This window comes from Alteromonas sp. AWJ4_199, assembly GCF_056159165.1.
In genome coordinates, this window is the sequence record NZ_JBSWUR010000001.1 from 1,469,364 (window position 1) to 1,489,866 (window position 20,503).

At 44.6% G+C, this 20,503-nt stretch carries 19 protein-coding genes and 1 other RNA gene; 6 read left to right on the forward strand and 14 right to left on the reverse strand.

All coding sequences use genetic code 11. The annotated features are described in order from the left end of the window. Nucleotides 1-41 precede the first annotated feature (41 nt). From rnpB to ACXAER_RS06405, 5 genes are all read right to left on the reverse strand, one after another. Nucleotides 42-392, reverse strand: an RNA gene (gene rnpB / locus ACXAER_RS06385) — RNase P RNA component class A. Nucleotides 393-429: 37 nt separating this feature from the next. After that, the gene (locus ACXAER_RS06390; protein WP_474827656.1) at nt 430-1,893 is read right to left on the reverse strand and encodes a potassium/proton antiporter; all 1,464 of its coding nucleotides are present in this window, start codon (nt 1,891-1,893) and stop codon (nt 430-432) included. Between the two features lie 160 nt (nt 1,894-2,053). Beyond that, nucleotides 2,054-4,609, reverse strand: a complete 2,556-nt coding sequence (secD, locus tag ACXAER_RS06395; RefSeq protein ID WP_474827658.1) for a protein translocase subunit SecD — start codon at nt 4,607-4,609, stop codon at nt 2,054-2,056. A gap of 84 nt (nt 4,610-4,693) precedes the next feature. Beyond that, nucleotides 4,694-5,071: a hypothetical protein gene (locus ACXAER_RS06400; protein WP_474827660.1), complete on the reverse strand. Its 378-nt coding sequence runs from the start codon at nt 5,069-5,071 to the stop codon at nt 4,694-4,696. Between the two features lie 172 nt (nt 5,072-5,243). Continuing rightward, nucleotides 5,244-5,900, reverse strand: coding sequence for an NAD(P)H-dependent oxidoreductase (locus tag ACXAER_RS06405; RefSeq protein WP_474827662.1), 657 nt, complete (start codon nt 5,898-5,900; stop codon nt 5,244-5,246). 322 nt (nt 5,901-6,222) lie between these two features. Here ACXAER_RS06405 and ACXAER_RS06410 point away from each other — a divergent pair, with 322 nt between their 5' ends. From ACXAER_RS06410 to ACXAER_RS06420, 3 genes are all read left to right on the forward strand, one after another. After that, the gene (locus ACXAER_RS06410) at nt 6,223-8,121 is read left to right on the forward strand and encodes a putative bifunctional diguanylate cyclase/phosphodiesterase (protein ID WP_474827664.1); all 1,899 of its coding nucleotides are present in this window, start codon (nt 6,223-6,225) and stop codon (nt 8,119-8,121) included. 148 nt (nt 8,122-8,269) lie between these two features. Further along, nucleotides 8,270-9,217 carry a DUF3034 family protein gene (locus ACXAER_RS06415; protein ID WP_474827666.1) on the forward strand — a complete coding sequence of 316 codons (948 nt, stop codon included), beginning with the start codon at nt 8,270-8,272 and terminating at the stop codon, nt 9,215-9,217. Between the two features lie 16 nt (nt 9,218-9,233). Further along, entirely contained in the window at nt 9,234-9,668 is a 435-nt protein-coding gene (locus tag ACXAER_RS06420; protein WP_474827668.1) for a group I truncated hemoglobin, read from the forward strand. Nucleotides 9,669-9,742: 74 nt separating this feature from the next. On the opposite strand, the gene ACXAER_RS06425 is transcribed toward ACXAER_RS06420, so the two are convergent. Both ACXAER_RS06425 and zapE read right to left on the reverse strand, forming a co-directional pair. Then, complete coding sequence (locus ACXAER_RS06425; protein ID WP_024015752.1) at nt 9,743-10,471, reverse strand: YebC/PmpR family DNA-binding transcriptional regulator; 729 nt, start codon at nt 10,469-10,471, stop codon at nt 9,743-9,745. Between the two features lie 330 nt (nt 10,472-10,801). Further along, on the reverse strand, nt 10,802-11,899 hold the full coding sequence (gene zapE / locus ACXAER_RS06430) for a cell division protein ZapE (protein ID WP_474827671.1): 1,098 nt from the start codon (nt 11,897-11,899) through the stop codon (nt 10,802-10,804). A 255-nt stretch (nt 11,900-12,154) separates the two neighbouring features. Here zapE and ACXAER_RS06435 point away from each other — a divergent pair, with 255 nt between their 5' ends. The 3 genes from ACXAER_RS06435 (at nt 12,155) to ACXAER_RS06445 (ending at nt 15,419) form a co-directional block, all read left to right on the forward strand. After that, nucleotides 12,155-12,592 carry a ZapG family protein gene (locus ACXAER_RS06435; RefSeq protein ID WP_118490195.1) on the forward strand — a complete coding sequence of 146 codons (438 nt, stop codon included), beginning with the start codon at nt 12,155-12,157 and terminating at the stop codon, nt 12,590-12,592. A gap of 88 nt (nt 12,593-12,680) precedes the next feature. Continuing rightward, nucleotides 12,681-14,042 (forward strand): DegQ family serine endoprotease, encoded by a 1,362-nt coding sequence (locus ACXAER_RS06440; protein WP_474830522.1) that lies wholly within the window; start codon nt 12,681-12,683, stop codon nt 14,040-14,042. Nucleotides 14,043-14,348: 306 nt separating this feature from the next. Then, the gene (locus tag ACXAER_RS06445; RefSeq protein WP_179982451.1) at nt 14,349-15,419 is read left to right on the forward strand and encodes a trypsin-like peptidase domain-containing protein; all 1,071 of its coding nucleotides are present in this window, start codon (nt 14,349-14,351) and stop codon (nt 15,417-15,419) included. A 164-nt stretch (nt 15,420-15,583) separates the two neighbouring features. On the opposite strand, the gene murA is transcribed toward ACXAER_RS06445, so the two are convergent. The 7 genes from murA to mlaF form a co-directional block, all read right to left on the reverse strand. Next, on the reverse strand, nt 15,584-16,846 hold the full coding sequence (gene murA, locus ACXAER_RS06450) for a UDP-N-acetylglucosamine 1-carboxyvinyltransferase (RefSeq protein WP_474827674.1): 1,263 nt from the start codon (nt 16,844-16,846) through the stop codon (nt 15,584-15,586). A gap of 12 nt (nt 16,847-16,858) precedes the next feature. Continuing rightward, nucleotides 16,859-17,116, reverse strand: coding sequence for a BolA family protein (locus ACXAER_RS06455; protein ID WP_012517351.1), 258 nt, complete (start codon nt 17,114-17,116; stop codon nt 16,859-16,861). Between the two features lie 29 nt (nt 17,117-17,145). Next, nucleotides 17,146-17,454 (reverse strand): STAS domain-containing protein, encoded by a 309-nt coding sequence (locus tag ACXAER_RS06460; RefSeq protein WP_474827676.1) that lies wholly within the window; start codon nt 17,452-17,454, stop codon nt 17,146-17,148. After that, nucleotides 17,451-18,116, reverse strand: a complete 666-nt coding sequence (locus tag ACXAER_RS06465) for an MlaC/ttg2D family ABC transporter substrate-binding protein (protein ID WP_474827678.1) — start codon at nt 18,114-18,116, stop codon at nt 17,451-17,453. Before ACXAER_RS06465 ends, ACXAER_RS06460 begins: the two co-directional genes overlap by 4 nt. A 118-nt stretch (nt 18,117-18,234) precedes the next feature. Then, nucleotides 18,235-18,708: an outer membrane lipid asymmetry maintenance protein MlaD gene (gene mlaD / locus ACXAER_RS06470; RefSeq protein WP_012517348.1), complete on the reverse strand. Its 474-nt coding sequence runs from the start codon at nt 18,706-18,708 to the stop codon at nt 18,235-18,237. A gap of 9 nt (nt 18,709-18,717) precedes the next feature. After that, nucleotides 18,718-19,494 (reverse strand): lipid asymmetry maintenance ABC transporter permease subunit MlaE, encoded by a 777-nt coding sequence (gene mlaE, locus ACXAER_RS06475; RefSeq protein ID WP_474827680.1) that lies wholly within the window; start codon nt 19,492-19,494, stop codon nt 18,718-18,720. Continuing rightward, nucleotides 19,491-20,291: a phospholipid ABC transporter ATP-binding protein MlaF gene (gene mlaF, locus ACXAER_RS06480; RefSeq protein WP_474827682.1), complete on the reverse strand. Its 801-nt coding sequence runs from the start codon at nt 20,289-20,291 to the stop codon at nt 19,491-19,493. The genes mlaE and mlaF overlap by 4 nt, the downstream gene beginning before the upstream one ends. Nucleotides 20,292-20,503 lie beyond the last annotated feature (212 nt).

Here is a 20,503-nt window from a genome sequence, read left to right on the forward strand (position 1 = left end):
GGCGGCACAATAAACATGCTTTAAGAAGCTATCTAAGGAAAGAGTGGAGTTGGCCGTAAGCCGGGTTCTGTCGTGGGCAACCATTCCTCTAGATCAGCAATCGCTCACTGATTCAAGCAACCTACCCGATCCCCATGCGGGCCACACGTTAAGGGATCCTATTTGGTCTTGCTCCGGGTGGAGTTTACCTTGCCACACTCTGTTACCAGAGGTGCGGTGCGCTCTTACCGCACCCTTTCAGCCTTACCGGCATGTAAACATGCTTAGGCGGTCTTCTCTCTGCTGCACTTGTCGTCGGCTCACGCCGCCCAGACGTTATCTGGCACCCTGCCCTTTGGAGCCCGGACTTTCCTCCCCTTTCTTACGAAAGCGGCGATTGCCTGGCCAACTCCGCGGCGCATTCTACATGAAGTCCCCTACAATAGCACCCTATTCCTGCTCGCTGTAAAAGCAATGCTCAACAGCGCTTTTATCGAGCAGTTTGGTGATAATGAAAATTTGATCGCCCATTTCTATTTTGGTACTTCCTTTGGGTATAAGGGTTTCTTCACCACGGGCAATCATTGCCACTACTGTATTCTCTGGAAGAGATAATTCACTGATAGTTTTGTGTAGTGCGGGCGATAACTTCAATACCTCTATTTCTATAAGCTCGCGCTTGCTTTTGGCAACTTTGACAATTTCTAGCGTGCTCGATTCCTTTACCTCATCGTCTAATACTAAGCCTAACTTGCGCGCCGCGTAGGGCAAGGTTGAACCCTGTAACAGGGCTGAAATAAGCACAATGAAGAACACCACATTGAAAATTAGCTCAGCGTAGGGCATACCAAATATCAGCGGGAAAATAGCTAAAATAATTGGCACCGAACCACGCAACCCCACCCACGAGATAAGCAACGACGCTTTAAATGAGAACTTCGAAAGCAACAAAATAGGCATCACCACCAGCGGACGTGCAATAAAAATAAGCACAAACGCAATTAAAAGGCCCTCTTTCCAATTAACAAACAGCTCGGTGGGCGTTACCAACAAACCTAAGATAACGAACATGGCAATTTGCCCAAGCCACGCCAAACCGTCGAGAAATACAAAGGTGTTGCGTTGATACGCAAAGCGGCTATTACCCACTATTACGCCAGTGATGAAGGTAGCTAGGAAACCACTGCCGTTTAAATTCGCAGCAAGGCCAAAAGACAGTACACCAAATAACATCACAAATACCGGGTACAAACCTATGGCCATTAAAGTTACACGCCTAAAAAGCCATACAGCAATACCGCCTATTGCAAGGCCAACTGCAGCGCCAACGCCCATTTGGCTAGCAAATAAGGAGAGCAAATCCAACGGTTTAGTCGTGCTACCTTGTATAAGCGTAATAAGGCCAATAGTGAGGAATATGGCCATAGGATCGTTCGACGCACTTTCCAGCTCCAGTGTGGACTTTATTTTAGCGGGAATGCGTATACCAGCATTGCGCAGAACAGAAAACACTGCAGCGGCGTCTGTCGACCCTACAATAGCACCAAGCAATAAGCCCTTATAAAGCGGTAAATCGAGAATAACCATAGCAGCGATACCAGTGACCACTGCTGTACCGATTACGCCAAAGGTGGCGAGCAAAGCCGCTGGCTTCCACGCTTGAATTATAGACTTTTTAGATGTTTGAAGACCGCCATCAAATAGAATAAGGATAAGCGCGAATGTACCTATAGCATGGGCGGCATCGGCATTATCAAAGAAAATTCGGCCAATCCCATCTTCACCAGCCAGCATTCCTACACCGAGGAATAGCACCAAAACAGGTACGCCAAAGCGCGGAGATAATTTACTGGCCAGCACACCTAAGATGGCAAGCACTGCGCTAAGTAAAATAATGTGATCAACTGCAAACATTATACGCTCCTTATTGCCCTTGATGCTCACACCAAATTATTCGGGTATGCGTGAATGCATCAAGGGTTCCTGTTAATACTGTCAACTTATCGCGTTTTTGTGTCAAAGTAATAAGAGACAAAAACGCGCCAAGGCATACGGGTTAAGGAATTTGTGCCGCTTAGGGAATATGCGACAACGATGCCTTAATCTCTTCTGCAGTAGGCTTTAACTGGGCTTTACCTTGTTTCTCTCTTTTGCTGCCAAACAAATACAACAGCGTAGAGGTGATAAACAAGGTCGATGATGTGCCAATCACGACAGCAAAAACCATAGGCACTGCAAAACTCTCTACTGCATCACCGCCAAAAATAGCCATCGGTAACAACGCTAGCAGGGTGGTAACGGAAGTAAATACCGTTCGGCTTAATGTGCTGTTCACCGCTTCATTGATAGTGTTTGCTAAAGGTTTGGTTGGGTCTAAACGTAATAGTTCACGGATGCGATCAAGCACTACCACCTTATCATTTATAGAGTAACCAATGAGCGCCAGCAGTGCTGCGACAGCCGTTAAGTTAAATTCAATGCCCGTTAACGCGAAAAAGCCTATGGTTTTAGTTAAATCGAGTATCACGGTTAGCAGCGCTGCGCTTGCAAAATGCGCCTCAAAGCGTGCCCACAGATACACCAACATGCCACCACCTGCGATAAGCAGTGCCAGAATAGATAGCTCTGCGAAGCCTCCGCTGACTTTCGGTCCAACCATATCAATTTTATCAAAGCTAACCTCGCTGTCGGCTTGCGAAATCGCACGTTTCAGGGCATCAGTCTGCTTTGCATTACTATTTTCAAGCTCGCCACTGCTATTAAGAACAGGTGCTCGCAATAAATAGTGATGTTCACTGCCATATTCTTGAATTGCTACCTGATCAAAACCATTACTTTCAATCACATCCCTTAGCTCATCGGTAGTAAGGGTTGGTGCGGTCAACTCAATCATAGTGCCACCGGTAAAGTCGACGCCATAATGTAAGCCAGGCTTAACAAACAAGCCGATTGAAAGCACTGTTAGCACTACAGAAACAGCGAGTGCAATTTTACGTTTTGCTAGAAAGTTAATTCCGCTAAGCTTATCGGTTAACCGTAAAAGCGTTGAAGAGAAGCGCATGGGCGTGCGATCTCTTGTGTTTCTTTTTTTCAACTTAACTGCTTTTAGCATCAACATTTTAGTTAAGGCAACCGCAGTAAATATCGAGGACACCAGACCAAGGGCAATGGTAATGGCAAAACCTTTTATAGGGCCACTGCCAAACATAAACAACAAGCTTACCGCTATGAGCGTAGTGAAGTTTGAATCCACTATAGTCGCGAACGCTTTATCAAAGCCTACTTCTATTGCACTGGCTGCCGGACGGCCTTTTTTACTTTCTTCACGAATACGTTCATTAATCAAAATGTTCGCGTCTACCGCCATGCCCATGGTTAGGATCAAACCTGCAATGCCTGGTAACGTCAGTGTTGCGCCAAACAGGGTTAATGCGCCAAACACCAGTGCCATGTTGATACACAGAGCAAAGCTTGCGATAGCGCCCCACCTTCCGTAAATCGCCACCATAAATGCCAATACCAGTAACGCACCTGCCACGCCGCTTTCCACTCCGGTTTGAATTGCATCGCTGCCTAAATCAGGCCCAACCGTACGTTCTTCTACAATGTTAAGGGGCACAGGTAACGCACCAGTGCGAAGCATTAATGCGGTATTACCTGCCTCGGGCAACGTAAAGTTACCGGTAATTTCTCCACGACCACCTGGGATCACGCTGTTAATAACCGGGGCGGTTATCACTTTATCGTCAAGAACAATAGCAAGCACGCGGCCAATGTTGTCACGGGTCATAGTGGCAAACTGCTTTGCACCGGCACTGTCTAAACGAAAGGTCACTACAGGCTGACCGGTTTCGCTACTTAAAACACCGGCCGCGTCAGTGATATGTTCGCCTTCTAGCGCCACTTTTTGTTCTAGACGGTAGAAATTACCCGCCGCATCTTGTTTGCTCATTACTTGTTCTGAGCGACTGTTTGCAGCCCAGTGAAAGGTCATTTGTGCGGTAGTGCCCAATAATTTTTTAACTTGGGTGGGGTCAGACATACCCGGCATCTGAACTAAAATGGCGTCTTTACCTTGTAGCGTAACGCTAGGCTCAGTAAGCCCTGTTTCGTTCAAACGCTTTCGCACTACTTCAACACTTCGACTTAAGGTGTCTTTAATTAGTTTTTCGGTGTATAGCTCGTTAAGCGTAAGAGTAACGGTGCTTTGCTTTATCGCAACATCAAGTGCGCTTGAACCATTTGGTTGAGCAGAAATTTGGTATGCGGCGTCTTTTACCTTTCTCGCATCATCTGTATTGCGCAAAGTAAAAACAACACTTTCAGAATCACTATCTTTATGAGTGAGTGAATGAGATGTTTTTGTATAGCGCACGTTTAGACTGCGCAATTCGCTAAACAAGTCGCTCGAAAAGCTGTTGAGCTGTTTTTCGAACAAGGCGTTAGTGTCTGCGGCTAATAACAGGTGCGAACCACCTTGCAAATCTAAGCCTAAAGATAGTGTGGAAGTGGTGTACCACGTAGGTAACTGCTGTTTAATTGATTGTGGCAATATGTTGGGCGCAGCGCTCAGTAAACCGAGCATAACGATGAGCACATACACAAAGCCACGAAATGAAAATCGTGCCATTTTAGAATCCTGAATAATAAAGTTTTAAAACGCTTGAACGAGAAACAAAGAGGCTTTGCTTTCACGTTAGCGCGTGTAAAGGAGTTAACTCAGGATGGAAGGTGGGCCTCGAGGGCTCGCTTTTACCCACGTTTTATCATTATAGAAAGGGCCTGCTGATGGCACCTTGTTGGATGACGCTTTGTAAAAGGCAAAGTTTAGCAATGCCGATATTAAACCTTGCGGCTCTGCGTCGGTAGGCTTTTCGCCTTTATCACCGGTTAGCTTAGTTGCGCTAAACCTAAGAGAGTAGCTTTGTGTACTGTGTACAAATTTAGCCAGCGGAGATTGCGATGTAACTTCAGCATTACTCGCTACATTAGGTGTCTGAAAACCCGTGCTAGCAATTAGATACGACAATACCCACGCAACAAGAAATGGCGTAAATGAAGAAGGGTAAAAGCGTTTTATAAAAGCGGGCACGATATTTAGGCTGGTTTAATTAACATTACAATTTCAGACAAGCCAGTGAGATGGGGGCAAACAGATTATTTTCAACGCTATTTAGGATGGGTCATACAAATAAAAAGAGCGCCGTTAAAGGCGCTCTTTTGCATTTTACACTTACTTAAAACAACTGACTGTTCTATGAGGGTTAAACCACTGCAATCACGTCTTCTTTTGGTAAACGCGCTTTTGGAAGGCCGTGATTCCAATCTTGCTCTGTATCTGCGTAGCCCATAGCCAGTGCCACTTCACAAATGTGACCGTCTAATTCTTCTTTGAATAGTTCGCCAAGTAAGTCAGGATCGACACCCTCCATAGGTGTGGAAGCTATCCCTAAACGGGCCAAAGTGTGTAATACATTACCCAATGCCAAATAAACTTGGGCTTTAGTCCACGCGGCGTTGTTACCATTTTCATCTGTATTCGCTTCAGCAAACGCATAAGCGCCCATAAAGTTTTCACGCATGTCTTCGGGTAAATGACCTGAAGATACTTCCGCATCTACACGCTTAACGAATTTTTCTCTGGTGAATTTAGGGTCGTAAGCAAACAAAATAGTATGCGATGCTTCTTTAGCGTGATGTTGGTTAAACTGATGCTTATTTTCAAAGCTATCGTGCAAACGCTGCTTTGCTTCATCGCTTTCTACTACAACAAACTTCCAAGGCTGAGAGTTGATAGAAGACGCTGATAGACGCAAAGCTTCAAGAATGGTAGCAAGGTCGTCCGCTGAGATGCGTTTGTTTGCATCGTACTTCTTAACCGTATAACGCTTGTTTAAATCTTCAATAATTGGATGAGACACAACTAACTCCTCAGAACATTAAAAGGGGAAAACTCAAAAGTTGTGTGTATGGTATAGATTCAGCTTTTCAATGATAAGCCCGATAAAAAATGAATCAGTTTCAAAATATTTTTGAAAATAAACTGGCATTGTAAAAATTCGTTCAAGGTTTATACAGCTAAGCTAAGTGGGTGTTGTAATTCCAGCGCAATTAGGTAGCACACTTTTTTTCACTTTGAATTGCTTAATTTTGTGGTCTACTATTTTGATAATTTTAATTTTTCGCCAGTTAGATTCTTAGAAGCCTAAAAGCCGATATTCTTACCATGGGTCCTAGGTAACCTTGACAACCACTTCATCATCTCAACAAACCACTGCGGGACATCAAGAAATGAGGGCAGTGCGCCAAAGTAGGCGTTACACACTGTGCTATGTTCTGACCACCATTGGCGTTATTTTTTTATGTGCCTTAGGCGGATTCAGTTTATACGATGGGTCTGTACTGTTAGGTAGTATCCTCCTTGCCAACGCGGCAGTTGGGTTATTTAACCTTTACCTATTAAAGCGCAGCAATAATGTTGAACGCGCAGCTATTGTTTTAAGCGGCATTTTATTTACTCTATCAATGACCCTGCTGATTACGGGGGGTAAGGATAATACAGGTTTACTTTGGGTTTACCCCATTGCTGCAATTAATCTTTTTATCAACCGTTTTTGGCCTGCAGTCGCTGTATTTGCTATCTTCACTGTGACTAGCACTTTACTGTTGTTTACACCATTATCCGCGTTGCTAATAACTAGTTACACACTTGTTGAATCTATTCGTTTCATCCTTACTACACTGGCTCTTAATACAATATGTCTCGCTGCGTTGAAGTCTGAAGAACAATCGTACCAAACCATCATGCAGCTTCATGATGACGATATTCGTCAGATGGCCTATTACGACACATTAACAGGTCTACCTAATCGCTGGAGTTTTAAAACAAATTTAAATCGAATGCTAAGCCGGGCTAAAAAAGACAAACAGCGTATAGGGTTGTTATACATAGACCTAGATAATTTTAAGCAAGTAAATGATCAATATGGTCATGACGCGGGAGATCGCTTGTTACTCAAATTTAGTGAACGCCTGTGGGAAGCGGTTCGCTCAACAGATCGAGTATTCAAAAATAGTTCAGAAAGCCTAGCTAGGCTCGCTGGGGATGAGTTTGTAGTATTATTGCCTAACATCAAAGAACCTACAGATGCGGCAACCGTAGCCTCACGTATTTTGGAGGTGTTCAATGGAGGCTTTGAAGTTGATGGTATAAAGCATATGACTTATGCGAGCATAGGAATCGCTGTTTACCCAGACGATGCTACTGAACCTTCAGACCTGATTAACCACGCTGATGCTGCCATGTATAACGCAAAGCACAGTGGTAAGAATTGCTTCAGATTTTTTACACAAGATATTGCAGATAGTTTACGAGATCGCCAACAAATTGAACAGGGCCTCAAGCTCGCGTTAAGTGAAGAGCAATTTTCTTTAGCATTTATGCCAATATACGACTGCCGAAATAGCAAAATAGTTGCTGTTGAAGCCTTGCTTAGGTGCCATACGCCAGACCTAAAAGGAATAGGCCCTGATCGCTTCATCCCTGTCGCGGAAGCAACTGGACTTATAAAAGATATCGACCTTTGGGTTATCAAAAATGCGTTGAGGGCACTCGTTAACCTGCAGTCGGAACATAGCTTTAACGGAAAAATCTGTATCAATATTTCTGGTGTAGAATTACATAACGAACTTTTCCCTTCCCAAGTTAAAGCCTTACTGGAAACCTACAAAGTATCGCCCGAATACATTGAGCTTGAAGTAACAGAAACCGCTTTTGTTGCAGGAGATACCGCCTGTATTGCAACGCTAGAAGCGTTAGAAGCACTGGGAGTGTCACTAGCGTTAGATGATTTTGGAACCGGCTACACTGCGTTTAGCCAATTGATCAATTACCCTGCTGACTGCTTGAAAATAGACCGTTCATTTGTGAATGATTTATTCTCTGAGCGAGAAGCCAGACAAAAAATGGTTATGGTTATACAGAATTTAGCCAAGTTGTATGGGCTACGTGTAATCGCTGAAGGCGTTGAGACTGAAGAACAACTCAAGTATCTGAAAGAAAGTGGCTGTGATTGGGCACAAGGTTATTACTTGTCTAAGCCCCTTAGTTGGAACGATTTGATAAAAACGTTGAGCGCGTAGGTAAACGTTTGCATTTATCGCGAGTAATCGGAATTGCTCTATCACTCTGATTGCGCCTATGAGGCGTTTCATAAAATTTCTTAATGTCTAATCTAGCGTCTATGCTTATACTCGCTAACAAAATGACTGGAAAAATTAGGGCTTCATTATGAAAAGGCTTTTGCTGCTACCGCTATTCTTGACTTCATCGTTCGCGTTAGCAGACACTGGCTCTCGCTTAATAGCCTCGGGCGGAATAACGGGCTTTGAAGGCACCGCAGGTGGCGGCATAACTCCCTGGGCATTTATTGGCGGGTACACGAGTAAAGAGGAAATTAGTTATTCTGCAAATGTTCAATACTTGAGCCTTAACGACTACTCGCTCACTACCGCTGGTGCAGGCATAAGCCTTTTTGACCGATTGGAAATTAGTGTACAGCGGCAGCGCTTAGATATTTCATCTGGGCTAACCAGCAATGTGTTTGCATTACTTACAGAAGGTGCTGTAACCAATGCTAACAGTACAACTATCGAGCAAGATATTGTGGGGGCAAAGGTTAAATTGTTCGGTGATGGCGTTTTTACCCAAAACTCATGGGCCCCGCAAATCGCTTTAGGCGCCCAATACAAGATAAACAGAGATGTTGATAGTTCGCTTTCATTGCCAGATGGCACCGTTCCACTTCCTGAGATAGGGGTACCTTTACTGTTAGGCGCGAAGGACGACAGCGGCACTGACATCTACCTTTCGGCGACTAAATTATGGTTGGGCACACCGTCAGGCTATAATTTACTCACTAATTTAACCGCCAGGTACACTAAGGCAAATGTGTTTGGCCTATTAGGCTTTGGTGCTGAAGGTAACGACAATGCAAAAGTTGAGTGGGAAGGCTCCGTTGCAGTATTAATCAGCCCTACCACGGCAATTGGCACTGAGTTTCGAACGCAAACTAATCGGTTAGGTGGGCTAGCCGAAGAGGACACGGTTATTGATGCTTTTATTGCTTACTTTCCAAATAAGTCTATTTCAATTACCGCTGCCTATGTGGATTTAGGTAATTTACCGCTGCAAGAGAGCTCAAGTGGCTTCTACGTAACGGTAAATGGCAATTTTTAATGGGGAGATACCACCTATGAAGTTGTTGAAATGTGTTCCCATTGCAGCAATAGCACTGCTAAACATTTTACTTTCTGGTTGTGCAAGTAATGAAAAGCAAAGTCTGTATGATGAAATTGGTGGCCATAAAACCCTGAACACTGTCTATGGTGTGGCTATCACCCGCATTTACACTGACCCTGTAATTGGTCACTACTTTAAAGGGGTGCCAAAAAAGCATCTACGGGATCAGCTCGTTTTGCAAACCTGTGAGCTTATTGGCGGGCCTTGCGAGTACGATGGTAAATCAATGTTAGAGTCTCACAAAGGTCTTAACATCAAAGAGCGTGAATTCTATATTTTGGTTGAGTATGTTCAAGGCGCTATGCGCGATGTAGGCCTTACCTATCAACAGGAAAATCGTATTCTTAAACTGCTAGCACCAATCAAGTACGAAACGGTTTATCTTTAAACGCCGTTAAAAGTTTAAGCAAATGAAAAAAACCTCGCATCGGCGAGGTTTTTTGTTCATGGGGTTTGCGCTTTTTAGTTACTGCTCGGCGTAATCGCGTTGTGATAAACGTCTTGTACGTCGTCACAGTCGTTAAGCATGTCCATGAATTTTTCAAACATAGGCATATCTTCTTCGCTGATCTCAGTTTCAGTCTGAGGCATCCAGCTCATCTCATCGGCAATAAACGTAATGTCTGGGTAAGCTTCAGTTAGCGCTGTTTTTACTTGATAGAATTCAGTATGCGGCGCATAAACTGTAACTTTACCGTCTTCAACTTCAACATCAGTTACGTCTACGTCTGCTTCCATTAGCACTTCTAAAATGGCGTCTTCGTCGTCACCTTCAAACTGGAATACCGCTTGGTGATCGAACATATGCGATACCGCACCCTGCGCACCTAGCTTGGCATTGGTTTTAGTAAAGCAGTTGCGTACCTCGGTAATAGTGCGGTTTGCATTATCAGACAAGCAGTCAACAATAACCATGCAGTTACCCGGGCCAAAGCCTTCGTAACGCATAGGCTGGAAATCTTCACCTGCGCCACCAGCGGCTTTATCAATGGCTTTTTCAATAACGTGGCTTGGTACTTGGTCTTTCTTCGCCTTTTCCATTAGACGACGAAGTGAAAGGTTAGTGTCTGGGTCGGCACCACCATTTTTTGCGCACACGTAAATTTCTTTACCGTACTTAGAATAAACCTTAGTTTTTGCGCCGGCAGTTTTTGCCATGGCGGCTTTACGAACTTCGAATGCTCTTCCCATCTTAAAATTCTCTTTCTCGCAATTTGAAATGCTGCGTTGGGTTTTATCGGGCTACCTGTTGCCTGACCGTTCATCAGGCGCATCGCTCTGCCTTACTTGGTAGCATTGCCGAACTCGACGTTTCAATAAATGGTCGAACGCGACGGTGCTAGAAATTGCCAAGCGAAACACTGCCCAAAATAACGGTAGGCTAAGCGACACAAAAAATTTGGGCGAAATTCTACCTTAATTTTCCTCTAATACCAATGTGAACGCCCCTAGAAAGGGTTTAGGTTAGTAGCTTTCACATTTTCAATGAGGTCAAAATGTACTCTGACCCCATATTTATGCTTACGGCAAATGCTCGGTTGCCAGGTAGTCGTGTGACTGCATTTCCTTTAAGCGGCTAAGGCAGCGCCTGAACTCAAAATTAAGTAATCCTTCGGTATACAGGCTTTCCAGTGCTACTTCTGCCGAAATGATGAGTTTCACGTTACGCTCATAGAACTCGTCTACCATAGCAATAAAGCGGCGCGCCACATCATCATTATGCTGGCCCATTTCCTTAACGTTGGCTAAAAGCACGGAGTGGTAACAACGGCTTAACTCGATATAGTCGCTCTGGCTACGGGGCCCGCCACACAAAGCTTTAAAATCTATCATCAATACACCGTCTGCGTTTCGAAGTGTAGGTATTTTACGGTTGTTCACTTCGATATCTTCTCCTTCAGAGCCTTCTTCTGGTGCTAGCTGAGAAAAGTAGCTATACAAGTTCTCGGTGGCTGCATCATCAAGCGGATGGTGATAAATTTCGGCTTGCTCTAAGGTTCTCAAGCGATAATCGATACCGCTATCAACATTCACCACGCGGGTATTCTGATTTAGTAAGTCGATGGCTGGTAAGAATCGCGCACGCTGTAATCCGTTTTTATACAAATCGTCAGGTACTATGTTAGAGGTAGCCACCAGCACGATACCGTGACCAAACAGCTCTTCCATTAACGTGCCTAAAATCATGGCATCCGTAATATCAGACACAAAAAACTCGTCAAAGCATATTACCCGCGCCTCTTTTGCTAGCTTGGCTGCTACTAACTTTAGCGGGTCTTGCGCGTTTTTGAGCTGCTTTAGTTCATCGTGCACACGGTACATAAAGCGGTGAAAGTGCACGCGCATTTTCTTCTCGAACGGCAAGCAGTCGTAGAAGGTATCGACTAAATAGGTTTTACCTCGCCCTACCCCGCCATAAAAGTAGATACCCTGAATACCTGGTTTGGCGTGGCCTTTACCAAATGCTGCTTTTAACTTAACCCGCCAGGTCATTTTCTTTTTGGGCTGGGTAAGTTCATCAAACAAACGCTGAAGTTCTTTTACTGCATTTTCTTGTGCCGCGTCATAATGAAAATCAGGCGACTGAAGATCTAGCTGATATTTTTCCCATGGCGTCATCGCCGAAACCACTCCGTACAAAAGTCAATAGCGGCGCACGCTGCACCGACCTGCTTGAATTTCTCAATTATGACCTTAATTTTAATGGAAATCACGGTAGAATCTCACATTGAAATTCGACATACACTGAATAAATGAAACTATGTATGCGCTTTTCGGGTTTGACCTTGCTATATTCAGCATATGGTCGAAAGCAGCTTTTAGATCGTACAACAAAAGGTCGGCTGCGCGATGTAGATTTATTCGGAGAATATAATGGAATTGTTAGTATCTCTTGCTTTATTAGTTGTTGGTTTAATTATTGGCTTTTTCGCTGGTCGCTTTCTTCAACAAAAGCAAGGCGCAGGTAATGCTGCACAAACTGAGAAGCAAGTTAAAGAGATCCTCGCACAACAGGCGCAGCATCATATACATCAAACTCGTCAAAGCTTAGAAAGCATTGAGAGTCAGTGTGAAACGCTAAAACAACAGATAGAAGAATACGAAATGCTGCTTGAACAAGGCAGCGATGAAGAAGACAGCAAAGTTCCTTTTTATGGGGAGCAAGCTACAACCTATTTACGCAATAATTTGAAAGGGACTGACAAGTCTAAAGTAAATCGTGTTTCTGATACTCAACCAAAAGACTTTGCGAATACAGGGTCTGGGTTGTTCGTCGGCGGTTCTGAGCAGAATAACGCAGAAAAACAGTAACATCGGGAACTTTATTCCAGCGTCAGACTCTTTTAGTGAAACCATGCTATGTCGCATATAACATGAAGGAGTGTAAGCGAACATGAAAATGTCTTTCCGCCATTGTCTATTGGCGTCTGCCGTTGTTGTAAGTTCACTGGGCTTTACTGCTAGTACGCAGGCGGCGTTACCGTTCTTTTCTGATTCAAAAGACGAAGTGCCGTCTTTAGCCCCTATGCTCGAAGAAGCGACACCTGCGGTAGTCAGTATCGCAGTGGAAGGTACGCAAACTTCTACACAGCGCGTACCAGAAATGTTTCGCTACTTCTTTGGTGCACCGCAAGAGCAAGTTCAAGAACGTCCTTTCCGTGGTCTTGGTTCTGGTGTCATTATTGATGCTGACAAAGGTTATGTAGTTACCAACAATCATGTTGTCGATAACGCGGACGAAATCACCGTTAAATTAACAGACGGACGCGAATTCAAAGCGAAAAAGTTGGGCTCTGATGAGCAAAGTGATATCGCTTTGCTTAAGATTGAGCCGGATGATTTAAAAGCGTTGCCGCTTGCCGATTCTGACGTACTACGGGTTGGTGATTTTGTAGTCGCCATTGGTAATCCTTTCGGTCTCTCTCAAACGGTAACCTCAGGCATTGTAAGTGCTTTAGGCCGTTCAGGCTTAAACATAGGCGGTTACGAAGACTTCATTCAAACTGACGCAGCAATTAACCGGGGTAACTCAGGTGGCGCATTAGTTAACCTTCACGGTGAGTTGGTTGGTATCAATACCGCTATTTTTGGCCCTAATGGCGGCAACGTGGGTATTGGTTTTGCTATCCCTGCCAATATGATGAAAAGCCTTGTTGATCAAATTGCTGAATATGGTGAAGTACGCCGTGGCCTTCTGGGTATTCTAGGTAGTGATATTGATGCGGGCCTTGCTGAAGCTATGAATGCCGAAGTTAATATTGGTGCGTTCGTAAGCGAAGTACAGCCTGACTCGGCTGCAGAGAAAGGCGGTCTTCAAGCAGGTGATATTATTACGGCGATTAACGGTCGCAAACTTCACAGCTTCCAAGAACTGCGTGCAAAAATTGCGAGTATGGGGGCTGGCGCAGAGGTTGAGCTAACCGTTATGCGTAAAGGCAAGAAAATGAACGTAGACGTTGTATTAGACGATGCTACTGATACCACGGTAACTGCGGCTCAGATTCACCCAGCCCTAGAAGGCGCCACACTGTCTAATGGCACAGACAATGCTGGCAATGCTGGTGTAGTCGTATCTGAGATTGAGCGTGGTGCACCTGCGGCCCGTATTGGCCTTCAATCTGAAGATGTGATCATTGGCGTTAACCGCGTTCGCACATCTACGGTTGCGGAGTTCAGAAACGCGCTAGACGAAGCCAAAGGCGTTATCGCACTTAATGTAAAACGCGGTAACTCTACCCTTTACTTGGTTATCAGACAGTAGAGCTCAGTTCTCAAAATTACTAATTCCTAAGCAGTAATACATGTTAAACGGCGCTTTCAAAGCGCCGTTTTTTATTGAGCTAAACTATCCCCTTAGCCCTATCCACATTAGCTTACTTTCTAACCATCTTTTCTGTCGTATTGAGTTACACAAAATTTGCGCTTCATTACGGTAGTTTAGTGAATAAAGTGATATCCTTTACATTAATAACGATAAATTCAGATTGTTGCGCTTTTAATTTGTGAAGTAGTACCTCAATAACGGTACGTATGGAGTAAGTGCAACAGACAACAATAAGTGTGACTTGTGACTGGCCGCTCAATATTTAACTTCTTACTAAAATCTATCATCCTAGGCGTTGCCGTTGCGGCTCTACTGTTGATTTTTTTGCCAGAACTTAGGCAAGGTAAGGGGCTCGCCCAAGGCTTTTTTAATGAGCCATCTGTTAGCGCCAGTCGCGAAAGCTATTTTTCAGCGTTGAGCCGGTCCGCACCAGCTGTCGTGAACATTTATAGTGTTAGTATCGAAAACGGCTCAGGTCTATTTCGAAATCAATCTCGTGGGCGTACCAATTTGGGCTCTGGTGTTATCATGACAGAGAATGGCTACCTGCTTACCTGCCACCACGTTGTAGCCAATGCCGACAGTATTTACGTAGCAGTGCAAGACGGTCGTATTTTAGAAGCACAAATTGTAGGTACCGACCCACTCACTGACCTTGCCGTATTGAAAGTCACGGCTGACAACCTGCACATTATTCCTCAAGTTTCAGAACCCGATACCCATGTCGGCGACGTAGTAATGGCAATAGGCAACCCCTTCGACTTGGGGCAAACCATTACCCAAGGGATCGTAAGTAGAGCAGGTCGCAATGGCCTGTCGAACTATGTGGATTTTATTCAAACCGATGCAGTATTAAACCAAGGAAACTCGGGTGGTGCTTTGGTAGATAGTAATGGCATTTTACTGGGTATCACCAACGCCAATTTCCAGGTGCTAGATTCTAACAATCGCGCACGCAATGTAGATGGAATTAACTTTGCTGTTCCTTACGAACTGGCTAAGCGCGTTATGGATGAAATTATAAGTAATGGGCGTGTTGTGCGCGGCCAGCTTGGCTTTGTAGGCGGAGAGAACCGCAACCGACCAGGCATTGATGTACAAGCGGTAGCTAAAGGCAGCCCTGCCGACATCGCGGGTATTCGCCCTGGAGACATCATAGTAGCCATTGATGGTGTGCGTTTAGAAAGCGCATCTAAAACGCTGGATATGATTGCTGAAACAGAGCCTGGCACTGAGCTTGAGATTGAACTTAGCCGCGATGGGCAATCAATCACGTTGACTGCAACTGTCGGAGAACTCCGAGCAGGGCAATAGCCTTAGTAGTTCTTACCATAATAGTACTTACCAATAGTTACCGCTTAAGCTTCTATTACTGTTGTAAAAAGCATCCGCGAAAGAATTAGGTAAGTAAAGTTTTATGCATAAAAAAAGCGCCGCATTGACAAATGCGGCGCTTTTTCTTGTGCAAGGTTTAAGGTTTACTCTTTAACTCGCTCAATGATGGCACCCAAGCCACCCAATTTCTCTTCTATCGATTCATAACCACGATCTAAGTGGTAAATACGATTTACGTGAGTTTCACCGTCTGCGATCAGCCCGGCGATAACTAAGCTTGCTGAGGCGCGAAGGTCAGTAGCCATTACTGGCGCCCCTTTCAAACTTGAACTGCCCTTAGACACGGCAGAGTTAGCTTCAAGTGCGATTTCTGCGCCCATGCGTTGTAACTCTGGCACATGCATAAAGCGATTTTCAAAAATCGTTTCGGTAATTACGCCTGTACCTTCGGCAACGCAATTTAGGGTAACAAACTGAGCCTGCATATCAGTAGGAAATGCTGGGTGTGGTGCGGTTTTAACGCGCACAGCCTGTGGCTTACGCCCTTCCATATCTAGCTCAATCCAGTCTTCGCCTACGGTGATCTTCGCACCAGCTTGCTCTAGTTTGTCTAGTACAGCATCTAACGTATCTGGTGCTGCATGGGTACAGCGAATTTTGCCGCCGGTTACGGCAGCCGCTACCAAGAAAGTACCGGTTTCAATGCGATCTGGCAGTACGGCATAATCACAACCGTTTAAGGTTTCTACACCTTCAATGGTAATTTTATCGCTTCCTGCACCTGTGATTTTGGCGCCCATTTGAATAAGACAGTTCGCCAAATCAACAATTTCAGGTTCACGCGCGGCGTTTTCTAAAATAGTCGTGCCGTCTGCCAATGCTGCTGCCATCAGTAGATTTTCGGTAGCGCCGACACTCACCATATCCATAAAGATACGAGCGCCTTTTAGACGACCTTCAACTTCAGCACGAATATAGCCTTCGTCTACTTCAATCTTTGCGCCCATTTTTTCAAGGCCAGTTAGATGAAGGTTTACAGGGCGTGCACCTATGGCACAACCACCGGGCAAAGACACATTCGCTTTACCCTGCTTAGCTAACAACGGGCCTAACACCAAAATTGAAGCACGCATGGTACGCACTAAGTCGTAAGACGCGGTCACACTTTCAAGTGTACTTGCATCGATAACAATGTCGTTAGGTGCGGGAAGTGCTACTTCTACACCAAGCTCACGCAAAAGCGCCGTGGTGGTATTAATGTCTCTAAGACGAGGGACGTTAGTATAACGACAAGGGGAATCGGTAAGTAAGCTGGTCATCAACAGCGGCAATGCCGCGTTCTTGGCACCAGAGATACGCACTGTACCGTTAAGTGCAGGGCTCTTTTTTATTACAAGTTTATCCACGAGCGATGCCTATTATTGAGGAATGTTAAACTGGCGCTCGCGCTCCCAGTCTTTTACTGAAAACGTCTTGATGGTAATTGCATGCATGCTGCCGTCTGCAATTTTATCAGCTAAAGGCGCGTACACTGCTTGCTGGCGCTTCACTCGACTCATTTCGTTAAATGCATCGCTTACCGCAATGATATTAAAATGTGAACCTTCACCTTTTACGTGGACTTCGTGAAGATCTAACGCATCTTTCAAGATTTTTTCAATTTCAGACAATTCCATAACTTACTTCTTAATTCGCTTAATGGTGTTTATTCTACGGGTAAAAAGCTATCTGCGTCGCTAATTTTCGCAAGCTTCTGTAGCTTCTCGGGCATTTTATAGAGAGTCATGCTAACACCATTTTGCTTTGCATCCCTAACGGCATTAATAAGCCACGCTAAGCCTGCACTGTCTGCGCGCTCCACATCGCTTAAATCTAGTTGACACTTTTTGGTGTTAATCAAAATGCTACGTTGATTACCGCTTAAACTTTCCCAGAAATTTTTCGACAGCGTTTCACGGTCGAGATGACCGTGAACCACTATATTGCCTTTGTCATTTACCTCAAAAAGGCTCACTCAGCCTCTCCTTCGATTTCAATTGGCTCGCCCTGCTTAAGCTCTACTGGCTTGCCAATTTTATCGCGCATTAGTGCTATCACTGCGTCGATGCCGTCTTGACGAAGTATTGATTCAAACTCACTGCGCTTGCTATTTAGCATGCTGATCCCTTCAGCAACCATATCATAAGCTTTCCATTCGTTTGTTTTGCTATCTTTACGAACTTTAAACGCAATTTTAATTTCAGGGCGGCTTGGGTCTTGAACAACCGCGCGCACGGTTACTGATTTTTTGTCATCAAAAGAAGATTCAGGCTCAAAGATAACTTCTTGATTGTCGTAATAGCCCATCGCTACCGCGTATGTAGTTACTAAATATTGACGGAAAACGCTGATGTACTCACCCATTTTTTCCTGAGGCACAGATTTGAAGTGCTTACCTAGTACCATAAAAGCTGCAAATTTATAATCAATATGCGGAACAAGCTCTTCCTGCATGATAGTGCGCAGCATTTCAGGGTCGCTTTTAATCGCTTCCTGATTTGCTTTAATTCGTTCAAACGTTCTATTAGCTACATCTTGAACCAATTCATAAGGGTTTTGTTCATTAACTTCCTGCGCATTCGCTATACTTGCTACAGACATCATAAAGATGCCAATTGCTACGAAAAACTTTTTCAAAATAACTCTCCTAACTTCAAACTCTTTTAAGCAGACCTGATAATGAGGTATTTAGTTTCATCAGGCCGCTGGAATTGATTGACGACTTCGTTATATACGCTCAGTCGCTATGTTGCGATTAGTCTTCGTCGCTACCGCGGTTAAATAAGAACTGCCCGATAAGGTCTTCAAGTACCAACGCTGACTTCGTATCCTGTAGGTAATCTCCATCTTGTAAGTTGGCGACACCGTCAAAAGAAAACCCTGGCTGGAAGCCTACGTATTGCTCACCTAATAAACCTGACGTCAAAATAGACACAGAGCTTGTTTCAGGGAAGCCGTTGTATTCATTTAAAATAGATAACTCTACTACCGGTGTGAAATCTTCCTGATCTAAAGAAATAGATGACACACGGCCAACGGTTACACCACCCACTTTTACAGCAGAGCGAGGCTTTAGCCCACCAATGTTGTCGAACTTCGCATATAGGGTATAGGTATCGCCTTCGGTTGCGACCGTTTGGTTTGCAACTTTAAGTGCCAACAATAACAAAGCACCTATCGTAAGCATGACAAACACACCAACCATTACTTCCGTTTTATACTTACTCATTCCAATCCCCTACTCGATACCAAACATAAGGGCGGTAAGCACGAAGTCCAGCCCTAATACTGCTAATGATGAATAGACCACCGTCTCGGTAGTCGCTTTGCTGATCCCTTCCGATGTTGGAATAGAATCGTAACCTTTAAATATGGCAATCCACGTCACAACCAAGGCAAAAACGAGGCTTTTTATTACGCCGTTTATAACATCTTGGTTCCAATCAACCGTCGACTGCATGATTGACCAGTAGCTGCCTGCATCAACACCTAACCAGTCTACGCCGACTAAATGACCGCCTAAAATACCAATGGCACTAAAGATAATGGCGAGCATTGGCATAGCTAACATTCCTGCCCAAAAACGAGGAGCAACTATACGCCTTAGCGGGTCTACCGCCATCATTTCTAAACTACTTAACTGCTCGGTGGCTTTCATAAGGCCAATTTCAGCGGTCAGCGCTGACCCGGCACGCCCAGCAAAAAGCAATGCGGTGACTACCGGACCAAGCTCTCGTAAAAGGGAAAGCGCGACCATGGGACCTAAGCTACCCTCTGCACCGTAATCCACTAAAATGGTATAGCCTTGAAGTGCCATTACCATGCCAATAAACAGCCCCGACACCATGATGATGAGCAGTGACTGAACACCAACTACATAAAGTTGTTTGATAGTCAGTGGAATATTTTTTACTCGAGGGACAGCGACAAGTGCACCAAACAACATCAGCGCGGCTCTACCGATTGCGGTAACTTTCCCTATCGTTTTAGCACCTATTGATTGGAAGAACTTCATTTATCTGCCCCCAGAAAGCTTGCTTTCAGGTCTGGCGCTGGGTAATGAAATGGAACCGGGCCATCTGCTTTACCTTTTAAGAATTGCTGAACCAATTCGGAATCACTTTCTTTAATTTGCTGCGCAGTACCTTCACCAATGACGCGTTTATCCGCCAAAATGTAAATATAATCAGCGATGGTCAGCACTTCCGTTACGTCATGGGTCACGACAATGCTAGTTAAGCTGAGTGCATCATTGAGCTCTCTAATAAGCTTTACCAGCACGCCCATGGATATGGGGTCTTGTCCCGCAAAAGGCTCATCGTACATAATTAAATCGGGGTCTAGCGCTATTGCCCTAGCGAGCGCGGCCCTGCGCGCCATTCCACCAGAAAGTTCGCTCGGCATTAATTGCGCGGCGCCTCTCAGACCTACAGCCTGTAGCTTTAAAGCGACAATAGTAGCTATCAAGTCTTCAGATAGCTCAGTATGCTCGCGAAGCGGAAACGCCACGTTATCGAACACGCTCATGTCAGTGAATAGCGCACCACTTTGAAATAGCATGCTCATTCTACGACGGGTTTCGTAAAGAGACTTTCTCGACATTGAGACAATTGAATCGCCGTCGAATTTAACGTTGCCTTCATCTGGCGTTAACTGCCCGCCAATAAGGCGTAGCAGCGTGGTTTTACCTATCCCACTTGGCCCCATTACCGCAGTAATTTTGCCTTTAGGTACCTTCAATGAAATCCCATCATAAATGATGCGATCTGCACGTTTGAAGGTTAGGTTATCTACTTCAACTAAATGATCCATAGTTACTTAAATGTCGACCCCTGACGCTGGATTGAGTTGGGTTTGAATGCCGCTATCAGTCCATTTGGAAAATATTAAAAGTATATGAGCGATGTGCATATTCAATTTCTATGCCTTCGCACACATAACTCATAAAGTTTACTGAACAGTTTACTTTTAAGAGCCAACAAATTCAAAAAAGTTTACTCTGCAGTGTAGTTTTTTATGGTTAC

Excerpts from the sequence above, each read along its gene's own strand:
- ACXAER_RS06390 (WP_474827656.1), bottom strand. The coding sequence starts at position 1,893 with ATGTTTGCAGTTGATCACATTATTTTACTTAGCGCAGTGCTTGCCATC.
- secD (WP_474827658.1), bottom strand. The coding sequence starts at position 4,609 with ATGGCACGATTTTCATTTCGTGGCTTTGTGTATGTGCTCATCGTTATG.
- ACXAER_RS06415 (WP_474827666.1), top strand. The coding sequence starts at position 8,270 with ATGAAAAGGCTTTTGCTGCTACCGCTATTCTTGACTTCATCGTTCGCG.
- ACXAER_RS06420 (WP_474827668.1), top strand. The coding sequence starts at position 9,234 with ATGAAGTTGTTGAAATGTGTTCCCATTGCAGCAATAGCACTGCTAAAC.
- ACXAER_RS06425 (WP_024015752.1), bottom strand. The coding sequence starts at position 10,471 with ATGGGAAGAGCATTCGAAGTTCGTAAAGCCGCCATGGCAAAAACTGCC.
- zapE (WP_474827671.1), bottom strand. The coding sequence starts at position 11,899 with ATGACGCCATGGGAAAAATATCAGCTAGATCTTCAGTCGCCTGATTTT.
- ACXAER_RS06435 (WP_118490195.1), top strand. The coding sequence starts at position 12,155 with ATGGAATTGTTAGTATCTCTTGCTTTATTAGTTGTTGGTTTAATTATT.
- ACXAER_RS06440 (WP_474830522.1), top strand. The coding sequence starts at position 12,681 with ATGTCTTTCCGCCATTGTCTATTGGCGTCTGCCGTTGTTGTAAGTTCA.
- ACXAER_RS06455 (WP_012517351.1), bottom strand. The coding sequence starts at position 17,116 with ATGGAATTGTCTGAAATTGAAAAAATCTTGAAAGATGCGTTAGATCTT.
- mlaD (WP_012517348.1), bottom strand. The coding sequence starts at position 18,708 with ATGAGTAAGTATAAAACGGAAGTAATGGTTGGTGTGTTTGTCATGCTT.
- mlaE (WP_474827680.1), bottom strand. The coding sequence starts at position 19,494 with ATGAAGTTCTTCCAATCAATAGGTGCTAAAACGATAGGGAAAGTTACC.
- mlaF (WP_474827682.1), bottom strand. The coding sequence starts at position 20,291 with ATGGATCATTTAGTTGAAGTAGATAACCTAACCTTCAAACGTGCAGAT.